We start from the raw sequence: 18467 nt of genomic DNA, 5'->3' as shown, positions 1-18467 counted from the left end.
GCTTAAAATGTGCTACCGATCACATCATGAATTATGAGCATACCAAATATTCCTCGAAGGAACTTTCCAGAATGTTTTGGGCAATCTCACAGCACCATGTTTTGCAGGCATAAAAAAAGCGACCCGCAGGTCGCTTTTTAACTCAAACGCTTGATTAGTTCAGGCGAACCGGCATACCGGAACGGCCCAGAACTGCTTGATCGACAACAGCGCTGTCAACATCAGGCTGAGCGGTAATCGCAGTCACATTGCTTTTCAGCGTGATTGGCACGATCTCAGTTGAGTTGAACTGTTCTTCAGTTGTAGACAGTGGGTTGTGTACTTCAATGTAGCGCGAACCATCAGGCTCAACAGTTGCTTTCACTGGTTCATTGATGAACTGAACACGGGTCCCGACTGGCACTTTTTCGAACAGGAACTTGATGTCTTCATTACGCAGACGCACACAACCGTGGCTTACACGCAGGCCGATACCAAAGTTCGCGTTAGTACCGTGAATTGCATACAGGCGGCCAATGTACAATGCATACAGACCCATAGGGTTGTCTGGGCCAGCTGGAACAACGGCTGGTAATGGAGTACCGGCCGCGATGTATTCCGCATGCATTTTTGCAGTCGGCGTCCATGTTGGGCCTGCTTTCTTACGTTCTACTTTGGTCGTCCAGTTCAGTGGGGTGTCTTTACCCAACTGGCCGATACCGATTGGCAACACGATTACAGTGTTAGTACCCGCCGGGTAATAGTAGAGGCGCATTTCAGCACTGTTGATAACAATGCCTTCATGAACGGTATCCGGCAGGATGAGCTGCTGAGGAATGTTCAGGATGGTGCCTGGTTTTGGCAAATACGGGTCAACGCCTGGGTTTGCTTCCAACATGTTGGAAAGACCCATTTGGTAACGCGCTGCATATTCTTCCAGCGGTGCGGTGCTACCTTCAGGAATTGTGACAACCTGGTTTTGACCAATCAGACGGCTGCCATCGGTTGGCAGAGGATAGGTCACGGCAGAAGCTGTTTTGCTAAAAGCCACAACAGCCACAAATGCCAGTAAAATTGTGCGTAGTTTCATATTCATGTTATGCAATGTATTTATGGCCATGCAGGCTAGTTAGTGAAGAAACGGAGCGATTTGAGCGCGCATTATATGTGCATTCCCTCAGCCTGGGAAATCAGATGTGGATTAAATCACACTTTTTTGCACATTGATTATTTTATCACCAGCGCACAAGCAGAGCGATCTGCACGTTGAGTTATGGCATAATGTGCCCGATCTCACATAATACAAACCTTCTTTTACCAGGACATCTCTGTGCTAGTTTCCAGTAACGTCACAATGCAGTTCGGCAGTAAGCCGTTGTTTGAAAATATTTCTGTCAAATTTGGCGGCGGCAACCGTTACGGCTTGATCGGCGCTAACGGTAGCGGCAAGTCTACCTTTATGAAAATCCTCGGTGGCGATTTAGAGCCAACGCTGGGTAACGTTTCACTTGATCCGAACGAACGCCTCGGTAAGTTGCGTCAGGATCAATTTGCCTTTGAAAAATTCACCGTTCTCGACACGGTAATCATGGGCCACGCTGAACTCTGGGAAGTAAAAGAAGAGCGCGACCGTATTTACGCGTTACCAGAGATGAGCGAAGAAGACGGCTACAAAGTCGCCGATCTGGAAGTCCTGTACGGCGAAATGGACGGTTACACCGCTGAAGCGCGCGCGGGTGAACTGCTGTTAGGTGTAGGCATTCCTGTAGAACAACATTACGGCCCGATGAGCGAAGTTGCTCCAGGCTGGAAACTGCGTGTGTTGCTGGCGCAGGCACTGTTCTCAAACCCAGAAATCCTGCTGCTTGATGAACCGACGAACAACCTGGACATCGACACCATTCGTTGGCTGGAAACCGTGCTCAACGAACGTAACAGCACCATGATCATCATTTCGCACGACCGTCACTTCCTGAACATGGTTTGTACTCACATGGCGGATCTGGACTACGGCGAACTGCGTGTTTATCCAGGCAACTACGACGAATACATGACAGCGGCAACACAAGTGCGTGAACGTCTGTTGTCTGATAACGCGAAGAAAAAAGCGCAGATTGCTGACCTGCAATCCTTCGTTAGCCGCTTTAGCGCCAACGCCTCTAAATCTCGCCAGGCAACTTCTCGTGCTCGCCAGATTGATAAAATCAAACTGGACGAAGTTAAAGCATCCAGCCGTCAGAACCCGTTCATTCGCTTCGAGCAGGACAAGAAACTGTTCCGTAATGCGCTTGAAGTTGAAGGTTTGGCTAAAGGCTTTGATAACGGCCCGCTGTTCAAAGACGTTAACATGCTTCTGGAAGTGGGTGAGAAACTCGCCATTCTGGGTACCAACGGCGTGGGTAAAACCACTCTGCTTAAAACTCTGGTCTCTGAACTGACTCCAGATGCAGGTACTGTGAAGTGGTCTGAGAACGTGCAAATCGGCTATTACGCACAGGATCACGAATACGAATTCGAAAATGATCTGACGGTGTTCGACTGGATGAGCCAGTGGATGCAAGTAGGTGACGATGAGCAAGCGGTGCGCAGCATTCTTGGTCGTCTATTGTTCAGCCAGGACGATATTAAAAAGCCTGCGAAGGTGCTGTCCGGTGGTGAAAAAGGTCGCATGTTGTTTGGTAAGTTAATGATGGAACGTCCTAACGTTCTGGTCATGGATGAACCAACAAACCACCTGGATATGGAATCCATTGAATCGCTGAACATGGCGCTGGAAATGTACCCAGGCACGCTGATCTTCGTTTCTCATGACCGTGAATTTGTTAGCTCGCTGGCAACCCGCGTGATTGAGATTACGCCAGAGCGCTTGATTGACTTTACCGGTGGCTACGAAGATTACCTGCGTAGTAAAGGTATCGATAACTAAGGTTATTGATCGTCAATGAAAAACCGCCTTCCGGCGGTTTTTTTATATCTTAAATCTTCCAGAAATCCTGCTCTTTCCCATCAACGATCAAGCGGCGCTTCTCACCCGCCGGTAGCGTTAACGCCATCTCTTTCCATGCTGGGATGTAATCACCTTTGCAGGTGAACTCCACACGGATCTCGTCTGCCGTACAGCGAATTTCCCAGTTCAGCCACAGCGCATTACCTTGCTGATAACCCCATGACTCGCCGTCATCTTCAAACAGGCGACCGTGAGAAACGCCAGTGCCTTGTAACGGATACACTTTTAGCTCGCGTACATTGTCAGCACTCGCTTTCACGTGAGTAATACGCGCGGAATGTGGCAGTGCGGCTCCGGCGCGAACCAGCAGTGGCAGGCGTTCCAGCGGCGCGTCGACAACAATCGCCTGGCCACCGCTATACCATTGGCCGGTGTAATAGTCGTACCAACCCGCGCCATTTTCAGGCAGCCAGACTTCGCGCTCACGCAGGCCTTCTTCCACCACACTTGCCACCAGCAAATCGCGACCCAGCATAAAGTCGTCACACTCTTCGAAGGTTTTCGCGTCGTGTTCGTGGTCGAGAAACGTCGGGCGCAGCATCGGCTCGTCGTCGGCATGGGCCTGCCACAGCAACGTGTAGAAGTACGGCAACAGGCGATAGCGTGTTTCGATAGCACTACGAATTGCCGGGGTTACCGATGCATACATCCACGGTTCGTTGACGGTGCTATCGTCATTCCACGAGTGAATAGTGAAACGCGGATGCATCACGCCGTTTTGAACCCAGCGTACAAACAGTTCGGCCTCTGGTTTGTCACCGGAGAAACCGCCGACATCGTGCCCCACGTTGTACAACCCAGAAAGGCTCATACCCACGCCCATGCGGGTGTTATAGCGCAGAGTATTCCAGTTGGTGCGGTTATCGCCGCTCCAGGTCTGCACGTAACGTTGCATCCCAGCGCAACCGGAACGGGAGATCAAGTATGGGCGTTTTTCTGGAGCAAACTTCTGCTGTGCTTCCAAAGAGGCGCGCATCATCAGCAGTGGCATCACGGGGCGGATATTTTTGATCGCAATCTCTTCACCAAAACCGTGGCAGCGAGCTTCGCCATCCCACACTTCGTATTCGTTATTATCATTCCAGGTAGAATCGATACCCATTTCCAGCAACTGTGTGGTGACACCGTTCTGCCACCATTTCACCGTTGCCGGATTGGTGAAATCAAGATGCGAACCTTCGTCATCCCAGAAGATCGAACGTTCCGGGCTATCCAGCTCCGAATCCTTAATAAACAGACCTTGCTCAACCACTTCCTGGTAACGAGGGTGATCCTGCAACAGGCAAGGCTTAATATTCGCTGCCAGTTTGATACCGGCATCGTGGAACGACTGGCTCATCACTTTCGGCTGCGGAACCTTGTCGTAGTTCCAGTTGAACACGTAGCGCTTGTTATTGATCGAGGTATAACCCGATGACAACTGGAACGAATCGCATGGAATCGCATGTTCGTTGCACAGTTTGATAAAGCTCATTAGCTGGTTTTGCGCATCGGGTGCATCGGTATAGTGCATCGTGGAGCCGCTGTAACCGAGGCTCCATTTCGGGCTAAACAGGGTTTTACCCGTCAGGCGAACAAACGCTTTGGTGACATCCAGCACTTGCGGGCCGAGGAAGATGTAGTAATCCACATCACCAGATTCAGCCTGCCAGCGGCGATAGGGCAGATGATAGTTGTCGATCTCATTCCCCAGATCCAACCAGCAACTGCTCAGGTTGTCGTAAAACATCCCGAAGCTGACATCCGGGCGGCGTGTGATGGTAAACGGAATATGTTTGTAGAGCGGGTCAGTGGACTCTGCGTTATAGCCCATCGCATCCAGGTTGCGCATTTCATAACGCTTACCGGTACGTTGAAGTGGACCCGCTTTTTCGCCTAAACCGTAATACTGCTCTTCTTTATAGCGACGCTGATAGTGCGCCACGCCATCGCCATGTGCGTTGAGCAAATAAGCGCTGGTTGGTCGGTCGCTTGCCAGAAATTGCCATTCGCCGGCCTGGTCCAGATATTCCCACTCCAGCCACAGCGGCTGGTGAACAGTCACACGTAGATTATCGGTGCTAATGCGAAGCGTATCGCCGAGTTCTTCCATGGTGAAACCCGGCAATGCAAAACCTTCCAGGCTTTCACGGTTACGCCCTTCCCAAGGCACATCATTTTCTGGTGCGATACTCCATGTACGGTTCAGCGCCAGTTTGTTTTCGCGTTTAATCAGCACGCGGAACATGCCTTGTTCCAGCACAAAAAGGTTCAGGCGGTGCTTACCATCCACGCTCAATTCCACGTGGTTGGCATCAGACTTCAACAGTGTCCAGGTCTTCAAAATTTTCATTATTCACAATCCGTTTCAGGCACGCTTGGAGCGGCGTTCAGCAATAAAAGAAATCAGGAATACAGCGCCAATCAGGTCAAAGAAGCCCATGGCGATAAAGAGAGGGTTGTAGCCAATCTTGTCAGCGGTGACACCAATCAGCAGTGAGAATAAGAAGCTGGCAATCCAGGCGGCAGAGCCACGCATGCCATTGACCGTGGCCATTTGGCCTTTATCAAAGGAGTCCACCACCAGTGCACTCAACATGCAGGAAATTATCTGGTGCCCGAAGCCGCCGACGGAAATCAAGGCGATGGTGACGTACGGGTCTTTGGTGATGGCAACCAGCGCCAAAGAAATCATCAGAAACGCACCGGTCACCGAACTTGCCACGATGGAGTTGGTGCGGGAGCAACCAAACCAGCGGGTATAAAGCTTGGTCAGGTAACCACTTGCCACACTACCGAGGTCAGCGGCGAGGAATGGCAGCCAGGCAAACATGGCGATTTGTTTGAGGTCCATACCGCGTTCATTTGCCAGATACAGTGGCACCCAGAAACTCAGTACCGCCCAGGCTGGTTCAGCCATAAATGCGGGAATCGCGATACCGTAGAAACGTTTATTTTTGCCAACCGTTTTCAGTGCAGTCAGGAAAGGTAATTTCACCGCAGCGGGTTCGTTATCTTGCTTGATGAATTCCAGTTCATCTTTGCTCAGATTCGGGTGTTGTTCAGGGTTGTGGTAGAACAACCACCACAAAATCACCCATAACATTGCCAGCACGCCGGTAAACATAAAAGCGCCCTGCCAGCCGAAAGAGGCATGAGCAAAATAGACAATTGGCGGTGCAAGCATGGCACCAATAGAGAACCCAACTCCAGCCCAACCCGCGGCGATAGGGCGCTCTTTTTTCGGGAACCATTCACCTATGGTTTTGGCATTTGCCGGTGTTGCTGCGGCTTCCGCACCCCCCATAAAGAAGCGCAAAATTGCCAGATGCATCCAGCTTCCGGCACCAGCGTGCATTACGCACACCACAGCCCAGATCCCGGCACAAATCAGGAAGCCGAGTTTCAGGCCGATGACATCAATCAACCAGCCGCAAATTGGTTGGAATAGGGTATAGGCAAGCTGGAATGAGGCGACTATCCATGAATATTGCTCGGTGGTAATGCCGAGGCTGGTTTTCAGCTCAGGGGCCAAAATACCCAGTGAGTTACGGGTGATGTAGTTAACGGTAACGCCTAACAAAAACAGGACCAGCACCCACCAGCGCAGGTTGCGGACGGTACGCTTGGCCTTAACGGCGGTGACTCCCGGATTTATGCCATGACTCATGTCGTTCTCCACTAGAAGAGCTATCTATCGAAATATTTACCACAACCTTGAGATTGTGAAAGTTGTATCTAATTGATTAATAATTATTTTATTTGCTTCTTGCCACGAAAAGGCAGGCTCAACTGCGGCAATGGAGAGAGCGTAAAACAGTTATAAAATGGTCAATAGCGACTTTCATGCAAAAATTTTCACATGAAAGAAAAATTCGTGCGTTCGATAACGAAAATACCAGCGATTAAGCCCTACACTTCATCGTGAAAATTTTTTCATGGGTGAAATGGGCGCAGATCACAAAATGAGTAAAAAGCTAAAAATTGCCGAAATCGCTGCCGAAACTGGGCTTTCAATTAGCACGGTCTCTCGCGTGTTGGCTGGGAAATCGAACACCAGCGAACAAGCTCGCCTACAAGTGCTGAACTGCGCTGGTCAAAAAGGTGTGCTTGCCGGAATGGCGGCGGGGCGCATGCTACTTAATAGTTTGGTCGTTTTTGCCCCGCAGCGTGCGTTCGATGAGCGATCTGATGTCTTTTATTATCGTGTTACACAGGGCGTGAGTAAGGCTCTGGCACCGCATGAAGTCCGGCTGCGCTACTGTGCTCTCGAAGAAAACGACAGTGATGCCAATATGTTCCTGAGCAAAATGAATGAAGTGGAGACGGAATCGGCGATCTTACTGGGCATTGATGATCCACATATCCACGATCTGGTGTTCGATCTTGGTAAGCCCTGCGTGTTGATCAACTGCCGCGATCGCAAAATGCGCCTTCCCGGCGTTGCGCCCGATCACCAACTGATCGGCGACTATGCGGCAAGTTACTTATTTGAGCAGGGGCACAAAGCCGTAGTCAATTTGCTCTGCCTGCGCCGCTATACGATGGAGTTACGTCTGGCGGGGATTCGTGATGCTTGGGATGCTAACAATCTGCGATTTGATGATGCGCAGCATTTGATTACCGCGGAGAATTTCAGTGCTAAAGAGAGCGAAAGATTAATCAGTGAGTTTCTGGAAAAGACCCCTCGCCATCAGCTCCCAACCGCCTTTCTGGTTGGTGGGGATTTTATGGCAGCAGGGGCTGTAAGCGCACTTCAAAATGCGGGACTACGCGTACCACACGATATTTCAGTGATGAGTATCGACGGTTTTAATCTGGCGGCTATTCATGATGTGCCGCTGACCTCGGTTCATGTACCGCGTGACCAGCTTGGCGAAGAGGCTGTGCATATACTCCAGCAACGTTTAATCCGCCCCGATGCCCCAGTGGGGAATTTATTGCTAAACGGTACGCTGGTAGTGCGTGATTCGGTGCGCCGCATTCGCTCGAATAAGCGCCATGTGGCGGTCAATAGCGTGGGGCTTTATGACGAATGAGTTCCGCACACTTCACATTGCGAATTTCGCGGCAGTTTCATTTCGCGGAACTGGCAGCTCATCGCATCGTACATCACGATTTTTCCGCTTGCTGGTGTGCCGTAATTAGCCAGTAGCTTGATGGCTTCCATCGCTTGCAACGAACCAATAACCCCTACTAACGGGGCCATCACTCCGGCTTCTACACAGGTCAGCGCATTCTCGCCAAACAGGCGGCTCAGGCAGCGATAACAAGGTTCGCCATCCTGATAAGTGAACACGCTGATTTGCCCTTCCATACGAATCGCCGCACCGGAAACCAGCGGTTTTTGGCTGGTGAAACAGCACTGATTAAGTTGGTTGCGAATCGCCACATTATCGGTGCAGTCGAGCACCAAATCGTGTTGCGCCACCCGTTCCAACAGTTGCGCCTCGTCTAACAGCGCGTTCACCGTTTCAATCTGAATATGGGGATTGATTGCCGCCAGCATATCCCGTGCGGAATCTACTTTCGGCTGCCCAATCGTGGCATCACGATGCAGAGTTTGGCGCTGCAAATTGGACAGCGCCACGGTGTCAAAATCCAGCAATGTCAGGTGCCCGACACCCGCAGCGGCAAGATACGGGGCGGCAGCACAACCCAGTCCGCCAAGCCCAACAACCAATACACGCGCGGCTTTCAACGCTTCTTGCCCGTCGAAATCAAAACCGCGCAGAATAATCTGGCGGTTATAGCGCAGCATTTCCTGGTCGCTTAATTCAGCGCTCATCTTTAGCCCCCGAACAGCTGGTTGAATGGCTCAACCTCAACCCAATCGCCTGCGTCAACATTGCCGCGCTCGCGTTCCAGCACGATAAAACAGTTGGCCTGGCTAAATGAGCTAAAAATATGTGAACCCTGGTGGCCGGTGCTCAGCACTTCTAATTGACCATCTTCACCTGTGCGCATGATGCCGCGCTGGAAATCGAGGCGGCCCGGTGATTTTTTCAAACGCCCAACGGTACGAGCGCGCTGACGTGGCGGTAGGGCATTACCTTGTTGGCCGCTAAGTTTGGCGAGTAACGGTTGAACCAGTTGATAGAAAGTGAGTGCCGCAGAAACCGGGTTACCCGGCAGGCCGCAGAACCAGCTGTTTTTCAGGCGACCAAAGGCAAACGGCTTGCCCGGTTTAATCGCCAGTTTCCAGAAGCCCACTTCACCTAACTCTTCAAGCAGTTGCTTAGTGTAATCCGCTTCACCAACTGAAACACCGCCGCTGCTGATAACCACATCGGCCTGGCTGTCTGCTTCGATAAATGCGGCGCGTAGGGCTTCGGGGTCATCACGAATAATCCCTAAATCGGTAACCTCACAGCCCAACTGTTCGAGCATGATATGCACCGCAAGACGGTTGGTGTCGTAGATTTGGCCTTCACCAAGCGGAGCGCCTGGCAGTTGTAGTTCGTCGCCAGTGGAGAACACGGCTGCGCGAACTTTGCGCAGTACTGCAACATCAGCAATACCCAGAGAGGCAATAAGCGGTAACTCAGCAGCAGTCAGTTTCTTGCCCGCCGGTAACACGCTGGCACCCTGGCGAATATCTTCACCGCGCAGACGCACGTTTTGTCCGTTTTTCACTTCTTCATTAAAACGCACGCCAGTTTCGGTGACAGTTGTTTCCTCTTGCATCACCACCGCATCCGTTTCTGGCGGCACTGGTGCGCCAGTCATAATGCGGATGCAGGTTCCTTCCGGCCAGACGCCTGCAAAGGGCTGCCCGGCAAAGGCTTTCCCCGCGACAGGCAACGCCGTGCCCAGCGCGATATCTTTCAGGCGCACCGCGTAACCGTCCATTGCTGAGTTATTAAACCCAGGTACATCTATTGGCGACGTGACAGGGTGGGAGGTAATGCGTCCACAAGCCGTCAGCAAAGGGATGGACTCAGATTCAGTGACAGGAACAATACGCGACAACATCTGTTCCATTGCGGTTTCAAGGGGGATAAGCCCGGCGGTAAATTCCATGAAAGCTCCTGCGGCGCGGGAAAAATATGTCGGACATTATGGCAGAGAAACGCCTGGTGCTGCATGTCCCATTCGGAGTAATCGACTTAGGCATTTTCCTTTACATCACATTTACATCTTTCTATATTCAAAAATCGTATTAGTTAACAGTCACTATTCTGATATTTATAGCTTTCGTAGTTTCCGTAGCCCGGATAAGCGCAGCGCCATCCGACAGCACAACGGACTCCGACAATACAACGAACTCTGACAAGGCAATGTCGAAATGAGCAAAGCAGTAATCGCGATTCACGGTGGCGCGGGAGCCATCACTCGTGCGCAACTTAGCCCCGAAAAAGAGCTGCTTTATATCAAAGCATTATCGGACATTGTTGAGGCGGGCCAGGCATTGCTGGCCGCCGGAGGCAGTGCGCTGGATGCCGTCACCGAAGCCGTGCGGTTACTCGAAGAATGCCCGCTATTTAACGCCGGGACCGGCGCAGTTTTTACCCACGACGGCACCCATGAGCTCGACGCCTGTATTATGGATGGCAACACCCTTGAAGCGGGTGCTGTGGCGGGTGTGAGCCATATCCGCAACCCGATTCTGGCGGCACGCCAGGTTTTGGAGCACAGCCCGCATGTGCTGTTAATTGGGCGCGGGGCAGAAAGTTTTGCCGAACAGCAGGGACTTGAGCCGGTATCGCCAGACATCTTTTTCACTCAGGAACGTTGGGAGCAGCTACAACGTGCCAGAGCTAATCACCAAACCGTTCTCGACCACGATGGCGGCGAGCCAATTAATCCGGACACCAAATTTGGCACCGTCGGTGCCGTCGCGCTCGATCAATATGGCAATTTGGCGGCGGCTACCTCAACAGGCGGCATGACCAACAAAATGCCGGGCCGCGTCGGGGATTCACCCATTATTGGCGCTGGCTGTTACGCCAATAACGCAAACGTTGCGGTCTCATGTACCGGAACCGGCGAAGTGTTTATGAAGACGCTGGCAGCCTACGATATAGCGGCTCTGATGGAATATGCCGGTCTCAGCCTGCATCAGGCGACAGAACGTGTGGTGATGGAAAAACTCCCGGCACTCCAGGGCAGCGGCGGAGTGATTGCCATCGACAACGAGGGCAATGTAGCACTGCCTTTTAACAGCGAAGGAATGTATCGCGGCTACGGTTATGTGGGCGATGCTCCAAGCGTTGGAATCTATAGTAGCCAGGAGCATTGATGCCCCATAGTCACGAACTGCCCGAAGATGAAGTGCTATCTGTCAGTGCACTCAACGTTAGCTTTCGCCAGGAAAAAGTCGATACCCAAGCGGTGTCAGACCTGTCATTTACACTAAAGCGCGGTGAAACACTGGCGATTGTCGGGGAGTCTGGCTCAGGGAAATCAGTCACTGCGTTGGCGTTAATGCGCCTGCTGGACAAGTCAGCGAGCATTGTCGAAAGCGAAAAAATCCTGCTGCGTCGCCGCAATGGCCAGGTGATTGAACCAGCAGAGTTAAGCTCATCGCAAATGCGCCATGTGCGCGGCGCTGATATCGCGATGATTTTTCAGGAGCCAATGACATCGCTAAACCCGGTGTTTCCGGTTGGCGAGCAAATCGCCGAGTCTATTCGTTTGCATCAAGGGCTTGATAAACACGCGGCGATGGAAGAAGCACGCCGTATGCTCGAACGAGTACGTATCCCAGAGGCGAAAGCTATTTTAGGGCGCTACCCGCATCAGCTTTCAGGAGGCATGCGCCAGCGTGTGATGATTGCCATGGCGCTCTCATGTCGCCCGGCGGTGCTGATTGCCGATGAACCGACGACGGCACTGGACGTCACCATCCAGGCGCAAATTCTCCAACTTATTCGCGTCCTGCAAGATGAAATGCAAATGGGGGTGATTTTTATCACTCACGATATGGGCGTGGTGGCGGATATTGCTGAGCGCGTGTTGGTGATGTATCGCGGTAAGGCGGTTGAAACGGGGACTGTGGAGCAGATTTTTAATGCAGCGCAGCATCCTTACACCAAAACATTACTGGCTGCGGTGCCACGTCTTGGCGCAATGAATGGGCGCGATTTGCCCTGCAAATTCCCGCTGATTGATCCAGATAATCCAGAACAACAAGAACCGGAAACTGAGCAAGACACCGTTGCCCCCGGTTCCGTTCCCATTCTGCAAGTCAGCGATTTAGTGACACGTTTCGATATTCGCAGTGGCATTTTTAACCGCGTCACCAGCCGTGTTCATGCGGTGGAAAAAGTGAGTTTTGATTTATGGCCTGGCGAAACGTTAGGGCTGGTGGGGGAGTCGGGTAGTGGCAAATCCACCACCGGGCGGGCGTTATTGCGGCTGGTAGAAACCCAGGGCGGCAGCATTCACTTTAACGGGCAGCGCATCGACACGCTGTCAAATGCAGACATGCAGCATGTACGCAAAGACATCCAGTTTATCTTCCAGGATCCTTACGCCTCACTCGACCCACGCCTGACGGTGGGTTATTCGATTATGGAACCGTTGCTGGTACATAACGTGATGTCCAAAGAGCATGCTCAGCAACGTGTAGCCTGGTTGTTGGAGCGCGTTGGTTTGCTGCCTGAGCACGCCTGGCGTTATCCGCACGAATTTTCTGGCGGGCAACGCCAGCGTATTTGCATTGCACGAGCGCTGGCGCTTAATCCCAAAGTGGTGATTGCCGATGAGTCTGTCTCGGCGCTGGATGTTTCGATTCGCGCGCAAATCATCAACTTGTTACTCGACCTACAGCGCGAATTTGGCATTGCCTTTTTGTTTATTTCTCATGATATGGCGGTGGTGGAGCGTATTTGCCATCGCGTTGCGGTGATGTATCTCGGGCAAATTGTTGAAATAGGCCCACGACGCGCGGTGTTTGAAAACCCGCAACACCCGTATACCCGAAAATTAATGGCGGCGGTTCCGGTCGCAGATCCCGCGCATCGTCGTCCAAAACCGGTTTTGCTTTCTGATGACATCCCCAGTAGCACGCACAAACTGGGGAGTGAACCGAAGGTTGCAACGCTTGTAAATGTGGGGCCGGGGCATTTTGTCGCCCGGCCCCAGTAAAAATAATATTCCGGCCAAGGATAAACAGGGGAACACAATGACCATATTTGAGAATAAAAAATGGCTGCTGGCAGCGGGTCTTGCGACCAGCGTCATCGCCTCACCGGCATTTGCTGCAAAAGATGTCGTCGTCGCTGTTGCATCCAACTTCACTACGCTTGACCCTTATGATGCCAATGACACGCTTTCGCAGGCAGTGGCGAAGTCGTTTTATCAGGGGCTGTTCGGTCTTGATAAAGAGATGAAACTGCAAAATGTGCTGGCGGAAAGCTACACCGTTTCTGACGATGGGCTGGTTTACACCATCAAACTGCATCCGGGTGTTAAATTCCAGGATGGCACCGACTTCAATGCCGACGCGGTGAAAGTGAACCTTGATCGCGCCAGCAATCCGGAAAACCATCTCAAGCGCTATAACCTGTATAAAGCGATTGCAAGCACCGAAGCGGTTGATGCAAACACGGTAAAAATCACCCTCAAACAGCCGTTCTCGGCGTTTATTAATATTCTGGCCCACCCGGCAACGGCGATGATTTCACCGGCTGCATTGAAAAAATACGGCAAAGAGATTGGCTTCCACCCGGTGGGTACCGGCCCGTATCAGCTGGATACCTGGAACCAGACCGATTTTGTGAAGGTGAAGAAATTCGACGGTTACTGGAAACCGGGCCTGCCTAAACTCGACACCATCACCTGGCGCCCGGTGGTTGATAACAACACCCGCGCGGCCATGCTGCAAACCGGTGAAGCGCAGTTTGCCTTCCCAATCCCTTACGAGCAGGCAGGGGTGCTTGAGAAAAACGACAAGCTGGAACTGGTAGCATCGCCTTCCATCATGCAGCGTTATCTCAGCATGAACGTGACGCAAAAGCCGTTTGATAACCCGAAAGTACGTGAAGCCATCAACTATGCCATTAACCGTCAGGCACTGGTGAAAGTGGCGTTTGCCGGATATGCGACCCCAGCCGAAGGCGTTGTGCCGCCATCAATCGATTTCGCGCAAAAATACAAACCGTGGCCGTATGATCCGGCAAAAGCGCGCGAACTGCTGAAAGAAGCGGGTTATCCAAACGGTTTCGAAACCACCTTGTGGTCATCGCACAACCACAGCACCGCCCAGAAAGTATTGCAGTTCACTCAGCAGCAACTGGCGCAGGTCGGCATTAAAGTGAAAGTCACGGCAATGGATGCCGGGCAGCGTGCCGCTGAAGTAGAAGGCAAAGGGCAGAAAGAGAGCGGTGTGAGAATGTTCTACACCGGCTGGTCGGCCTCGACCGGTGAAGCAGACTGGGCTCTATCGCCATTGTTTGCCTCATCAAACTGGCCGCCAACGCTGTTTAATACGGCTTTCTACAGCAACCCGCAGGTTGATAAAGATTTGACTGAAGCGCTGAAAACCACCAATCGTGATGACAAAGCGAAACTGTACAAAGATGCGCAGGACACCATCTGGAAAGAGTCTCCGTGGGTGCCTCTGGTGGTGGAAAAACTGGTTTCTGCACACAGCAAAAACCTTAGCGGTTTTTATGTGATGCCAGATACCGGATTTAGTTTTGATGATGCGGATTTGAAATAACAACGGACTGTGCTGTTGTAAGGTGGATTAGCGTAAGCGACATCCACCGCAATACCTAACTCGATGGAGCGCCATTGTTTAACTACTTCCTCAAACGTCTGCTGGGCCTTATCCCTACACTGTTGATTGTCGCGGTGCTGGTGTTTCTGTTCGTCCATATGTTGCCTGGTGACCCGGCTCGCTTGATTGCCGGGCCGGAAGCAGACGCCACCGTTATTGAGATGGTGCGTAAACAGTTAGGACTGGATTTGCCGCTATGGCAGCAGTTTTTGCATTACATCGGCAATATTCTGCAGGGCGATTTCGGCACATCAATGGTCTCGCGCCGCCCGGTTTCTGAAGAGATCGCCAGCCGCTTTATGCCGACATTCTGGCTGACCATCACCAGCATGGTTTGGGCAGTGATTTTCGGCCTGTTCACCGGCATTATTGCTGCCGTCTGGCGCAACCGCTGGCCAGACCGTTTAAGCATGACTATCGCCGTTTCCGGGATCTCTTTCCCGGCATTCGCCCTTGGCATGTTGCTGATGCAGGTTTTCTCCGTCGAACTGGGCTGGTTGCCGACCGTAGGAGCCGACAGCTGGCAGCACTACATTTTGCCCTCGGTGACGCTTGGAGCGGCGGTAGCGGCGGTGATGGCGCGCTTTACGCGAGCCTCGTTCGTGGATGTACTGCAAGAAGATTACATGCGTACCGCACGCGCGAAAGGTGTGAGCGAAACGCTGGTGGTTATCAAACACGGGCTGCGCAACGCAATGATCCAGGTTGTCACCATGATGGGCCTGCAGTTCGGTTTCCTGCTTGGTGGCTCAATTGTGGTCGAAAAGGTGTTTAACTGGCCGGGTCTTGGGCGCCTGCTGGTGGATTCGGTTGAGATGCGTGATTACCCGGTGATTCAGGCGGAAGTGTTGCTGTTCTCGCTGGAATTTATTGTTATCAACTTAGTGGTGGATTTGCTGTACGCCGCCATTAACCCAGCTATCAGGTACAAGTAAGGATGCGACTCTTTAACTGGCGCCGCCAGGCGGTACTGAACGCGATGCCGATAGTTCGGCCAAACCAAGTGCGCACGCCCTGGCACGAATTTCTGCGCCGCTTGCGTAAGCAACCTGTGGCGATGTTTGCTGGGATGTTCGTACTGTTTTTGATTGTTATTGCTCTGATTGCGCCATGGATTTCCCCATTCGATGCGGAAAACTATTTTGATTACGACCGACTTAACGACGGCCCGTCGATGCTGCACTGGTTTGGTGTCGATTCACTCGGGCGCGATATTTTCAGCCGCGTGCTGGTAGGCGCGCAAATATCGCTGGCCGCAGGTGTGTTCTCGGTATTAATCGGCGCGTTGATTGGCACGTTCTTCGGGTTGCTGGCTGGTTATTACGAAGGCTGGTGGGACAGGGTGATTATGCGCATCTGCGATGTGCTGTTTGCTTTTCCGGGGATTTTGCTGGCGATTGCCGTGGTAGCGGTATTGGGTAGCGGCATGTCGAATGTGATTATCGCGGTCGCCATTTTTAGTATTCCGGCGTTCGCTCGCCTGGTACGTGGCAATACGCTGGTACTAAAACATCAAACCTTTATCGAATCGGCGCGCAGTATCGGTGCCTCGGACGCAACCATCATCTTTCGCCATATTCTGCCGGGGACGGTTTCGTCGATTGTGGTCTATTTCACCATGCATATCGGCACGTCAATTATCTCGGCCGCGAGCTTGTCGTTTTTGGGTTTAGGTGCACAGCCGCCAACCCCGGAATGGGGGGCAATGTTGAACGAAGCACGAGCCGATATGGTGATTGCACCACATGTGGCTCTTTTCCCGAGTCTGGCGATTTTCCTGACGGTGCTGGCGTTTAATTTGCTGGGGGATGGGCTGCGCGATGCATTGGATCCGAAGATCAAAGGGTAGTCTGAGGATAAAAAAGGTGGATGTCGCTTGCGCTAATCCACCTTACAACGTCTTTTCGTATGCCGGATAAGCGTAGCGCCATCCGACATTCAGAAATTAAACCACTGAACCCCACAGGTCATATTCATCCGCGTTTTCAACCTTCACGCGCACCACATCACCAGGTTTCAATTTGGTTTCGCCATTGAGGTAAACCGCGCCGTCGATTTCTGGAGCATCAGCCATACTGCGGCCAATCGCGCCTTCTTCGTCAACTTCATCAACGATAACCAGAATTTCGCGACCCACTTTTTCTTGCAGACGTTCAGCAGAGATCTGCTGTTGGAGCTGCATGAAACGGTTCCAGCGCTCTTCTTTAACTTCTTCTGGCACAGGATCGGCCAGTTCGTTGGCGGTAGCACCTTCAACCGGGCTGAACTTGAAGCAACCGACGCGATCCAGACGAGCTTCTTTCAGGAAGTCGAGCAGCATCTGGAAATCTTCTTCGGTTTCGCCTGGGAAGCCAACGATGAAGGTAGAACGCAGAGTCAGATCCGGGCAGATCTCGCGCCATTGCTTAATGCGCTGCAACTGGCGATCAACGCTGCCTGGGCGCTTCATCAACTTCAGAATACGTGGGCTGGCGTGCTGCAGAGGGATATCCAGATACGGCAGGATTTTACCTTCCGCCATTAATGGAATCACATCGTCAACGTGTGGATATGGGTAAACGTAGTGCAGACGCGTCCAGACGCCGAGTTTTGCCAGTTGTTCACACAGGCTAACCATGCTGGTTTTCACCGGCTCACCGTTGTAGAAACCGGTGCGGTGTTTAACATCCACGCCGTAGGCCGAGGTATCTTGCGAAATCACCAGCAGCTCTTTCACGCCCGCATCAACCAGACGTTTCGCTTCAGACAACACATCGCCAATCGGACGGCTGTCCAGATCGCCACGCATTGAAGGGATGATGCAGAAGGTGCAACGGTGGTTACAGCCTTCGGAAATTTTCAGGTAAGCGTAGTGACGCGGGGTCAGCTTCACGCCTTGTTCCGGCACCAGGCTCAAGAACGGGTTATGTTTTGGTTTTGGCACATAGTGGTGAACGTGCTGCAAAACTTGCTCATAGCTATGTGGGCCGGTGATTTCCAGAACTTTAGGGTGCACTTGGCGGATTTGATCTTCTTTGGCCCCTAAACAGCCGGTCACAATCACTTTGCCATTTTCGTTCAGCGCTTCACCGATCGCTTCGAGCGACTCTTGTACGGCACTGTCGATAAAGCCACAGGTGTTAACGATAACCATATCGGCATCATCATAGCTAGGCACTACATCGTAACCTTCGGTGCGCAGCTCAGTCAGAATTCGTTCAGAATCGACGAGGTTTTTTGGGCAGCCGAGGGAGACAAAGCCAATACGGGGTTGTTGCATACAGGTCACGCTCACAAAGTAATCAATAAAAGAAAAACCGGGCGATTCTACACGGGTTTTGGGTGTGGCTCTACTGGTTGTTTTTTCCAGCGCACAAGATGAAATTTCAGAATCATTGAAGTGCCTTAGTTTTTGCTTACCTGGGGCGCTGGTTCTATTATCTTCCCGCTCGCCTTAAACATCATCCCCACTAATAGAGATAATACTTAATGCGCAAGATTTTAGCCCTTACCGGTATGCTGACTGCGGTTGCATTGCTTTCGGCCTGTAATGTGATCCCAACCCCTCTCAACACACCGTCTGCGACGGCGCAAAAATTTGTTTGTGGCGGTGAAAAACTCGCTATCGATGGCGACTACGCCTGGTATAACGGCGATCGTTACTCCTATCAAAGTATGAGCGGCGGACAGGCATTTTATCGCTACCACAGCAGTAACTTCGGCCTGAAAAAAGTCGGTGAAAACCGTACCATGCTTGTCGGCCTTGATGCTAAACCTTGTGTGGCGGCAAACTAA

Annotated in this window: 14 protein-coding genes; 8 read left to right on the top strand and 6 right to left on the bottom strand. The window is 52.0% G+C overall.

Annotated elements, in window-relative coordinates:
• Positions 1–154: 154 nt before the first annotated feature.
• Complete coding sequence (ldtB, locus tag M977_RS04130; RefSeq protein ID WP_064512447.1) at positions 155–1075, bottom strand: L,D-transpeptidase; 921 nt, start codon at positions 1073–1075, stop codon at positions 155–157.
• Positions 1076–1309: 234 nt separating this feature from the next.
• Between ldtB and M977_RS04125 the strand changes: the two genes are divergently transcribed.
• Positions 1310–2905: an ABC-F family ATPase gene (locus M977_RS04125; RefSeq protein ID WP_064512445.1), complete on the top strand. Its 1596-nt coding sequence runs from the start codon at positions 1310–1312 to the stop codon at positions 2903–2905.
• 49 nt (positions 2906–2954) lie between these two features.
• On the opposite strand, the gene M977_RS04120 is transcribed toward M977_RS04125, so the two are convergent.
• Entirely contained in the window at positions 2955–5318 is a 2364-nt protein-coding gene (locus M977_RS04120; RefSeq protein WP_064512443.1) for a glycoside hydrolase family 31 protein, read from the bottom strand.
• A gap of 15 nt (positions 5319–5333) precedes the next feature.
• A complete protein-coding gene (locus tag M977_RS04115) occupies positions 5334–6635 on the bottom strand; it encodes an MFS transporter (protein WP_064512442.1) in 1302 nt (433 codons plus the stop codon).
• 295 nt (positions 6636–6930) lie between these two features.
• Between M977_RS04115 and M977_RS04110 the strand changes: the two genes are divergently transcribed.
• Positions 6931–8004, top strand: coding sequence for a LacI family DNA-binding transcriptional regulator (locus M977_RS04110; protein ID WP_064512486.1), 1074 nt, complete (start codon positions 6931–6933; stop codon positions 8002–8004).
• Here M977_RS04110 and moeB read toward each other — a convergent pair.
• Together moeB and moeA are read right to left on the bottom strand one after the other, a co-directional pair.
• The gene (gene moeB, locus M977_RS04105; RefSeq protein WP_064512439.1) at positions 7992–8753 is read right to left on the bottom strand and encodes a molybdopterin-synthase adenylyltransferase MoeB; all 762 of its coding nucleotides are present in this window, start codon (positions 8751–8753) and stop codon (positions 7992–7994) included. The two genes, M977_RS04110 and moeB, sit on opposite strands and share 13 nt — an antisense overlap.
• A gap of 2 nt (positions 8754–8755) precedes the next feature.
• The gene (gene moeA / locus M977_RS04100; protein WP_064512437.1) at positions 8756–9988 is read right to left on the bottom strand and encodes a molybdopterin molybdotransferase MoeA; all 1233 of its coding nucleotides are present in this window, start codon (positions 9986–9988) and stop codon (positions 8756–8758) included.
• Between the two features lie 265 nt (positions 9989–10253).
• Between moeA and M977_RS04095 the strand changes: the two genes are divergently transcribed.
• From M977_RS04095 to gsiD, 5 genes are all read left to right on the top strand, one after another.
• Entirely contained in the window at positions 10254–11207 is a 954-nt protein-coding gene (locus tag M977_RS04095; protein ID WP_064512435.1) for an isoaspartyl peptidase/L-asparaginase, read from the top strand.
• On the top strand, positions 11207–13057 hold the full coding sequence (gene gsiA / locus M977_RS04090) for a glutathione ABC transporter ATP-binding protein GsiA (protein ID WP_064512434.1): 1851 nt from the start codon (positions 11207–11209) through the stop codon (positions 13055–13057). The genes M977_RS04095 and gsiA overlap by 1 nt, the downstream gene beginning before the upstream one ends.
• A 37-nt stretch (positions 13058–13094) precedes the next feature.
• On the top strand, positions 13095–14633 hold the full coding sequence (gene gsiB, locus M977_RS04085) for a glutathione ABC transporter substrate-binding protein GsiB (RefSeq protein WP_064512432.1): 1539 nt from the start codon (positions 13095–13097) through the stop codon (positions 14631–14633).
• Positions 14634–14707: 74 nt separating this feature from the next.
• Positions 14708–15628 carry a glutathione ABC transporter permease GsiC gene (gene gsiC, locus M977_RS04080; protein ID WP_064512430.1) on the top strand — a complete coding sequence of 307 codons (921 nt, stop codon included), beginning with the start codon at positions 14708–14710 and terminating at the stop codon, positions 15626–15628.
• A gap of 2 nt (positions 15629–15630) precedes the next feature.
• On the top strand, positions 15631–16542 hold the full coding sequence (gsiD, locus tag M977_RS04075; protein WP_064512427.1) for a glutathione ABC transporter permease GsiD: 912 nt from the start codon (positions 15631–15633) through the stop codon (positions 16540–16542).
• 96 nt (positions 16543–16638) lie between these two features.
• On the opposite strand, the gene rimO is transcribed toward gsiD, so the two are convergent.
• Complete coding sequence (gene rimO, locus M977_RS04070; RefSeq protein WP_064512424.1) at positions 16639–17952, bottom strand: 30S ribosomal protein S12 methylthiotransferase RimO; 1314 nt, start codon at positions 17950–17952, stop codon at positions 16639–16641.
• A gap of 209 nt (positions 17953–18161) precedes the next feature.
• Here rimO and M977_RS04065 point away from each other — a divergent pair, with 209 nt between their 5' ends.
• Entirely contained in the window at positions 18162–18467 is a 306-nt protein-coding gene (locus M977_RS04065; protein ID WP_064512422.1) for a hypothetical protein, read from the top strand.

This window comes from Buttiauxella gaviniae ATCC 51604, from assembly GCF_001654835.1.
Taxonomy (GTDB): Bacteria; Pseudomonadota; Gammaproteobacteria; order Enterobacterales; family Enterobacteriaceae; genus Buttiauxella; species Buttiauxella gaviniae.
This window is presented reverse-complemented; position numbering and strand designations above follow the sequence as displayed.

Bases quoted from the DNA above. Each gene is read 5' to 3' on its own strand.
- ldtB (WP_064512447.1), bottom strand. From the start codon at position 1,075: ATGAATATGAAACTACGCACAATTTTACTGGCATTTGTGGCTGTTGTG.
- M977_RS04120 (WP_064512443.1), bottom strand. From the start codon at position 5,318: ATGAAAATTTTGAAGACCTGGACACTGTTGAAGTCTGATGCCAACCAC.
- M977_RS04115 (WP_064512442.1), bottom strand. From the start codon at position 6,635: ATGAGTCATGGCATAAATCCGGGAGTCACCGCCGTTAAGGCCAAGCGT.
- M977_RS04110 (WP_064512486.1), top strand. From the start codon at position 6,931: ATGAGTAAAAAGCTAAAAATTGCCGAAATCGCTGCCGAAACTGGGCTT.
- moeB (WP_064512439.1), bottom strand. From the start codon at position 8,753: ATGAGCGCTGAATTAAGCGACCAGGAAATGCTGCGCTATAACCGCCAG.
- moeA (WP_064512437.1), bottom strand. From the start codon at position 9,988: ATGGAATTTACCGCCGGGCTTATCCCCCTTGAAACCGCAATGGAACAG.
- M977_RS04095 (WP_064512435.1), top strand. From the start codon at position 10,254: ATGAGCAAAGCAGTAATCGCGATTCACGGTGGCGCGGGAGCCATCACT.
- gsiA (WP_064512434.1), top strand. From the start codon at position 11,207: ATGCCCCATAGTCACGAACTGCCCGAAGATGAAGTGCTATCTGTCAGT.
- gsiB (WP_064512432.1), top strand. From the start codon at position 13,095: ATGACCATATTTGAGAATAAAAAATGGCTGCTGGCAGCGGGTCTTGCG.
- gsiD (WP_064512427.1), top strand. From the start codon at position 15,631: ATGCGACTCTTTAACTGGCGCCGCCAGGCGGTACTGAACGCGATGCCG.
- rimO (WP_064512424.1), bottom strand. From the start codon at position 17,952: ATGCAACAACCCCGTATTGGCTTTGTCTCCCTCGGCTGCCCAAAAAAC.
- M977_RS04065 (WP_064512422.1), top strand. From the start codon at position 18,162: ATGCGCAAGATTTTAGCCCTTACCGGTATGCTGACTGCGGTTGCATTG.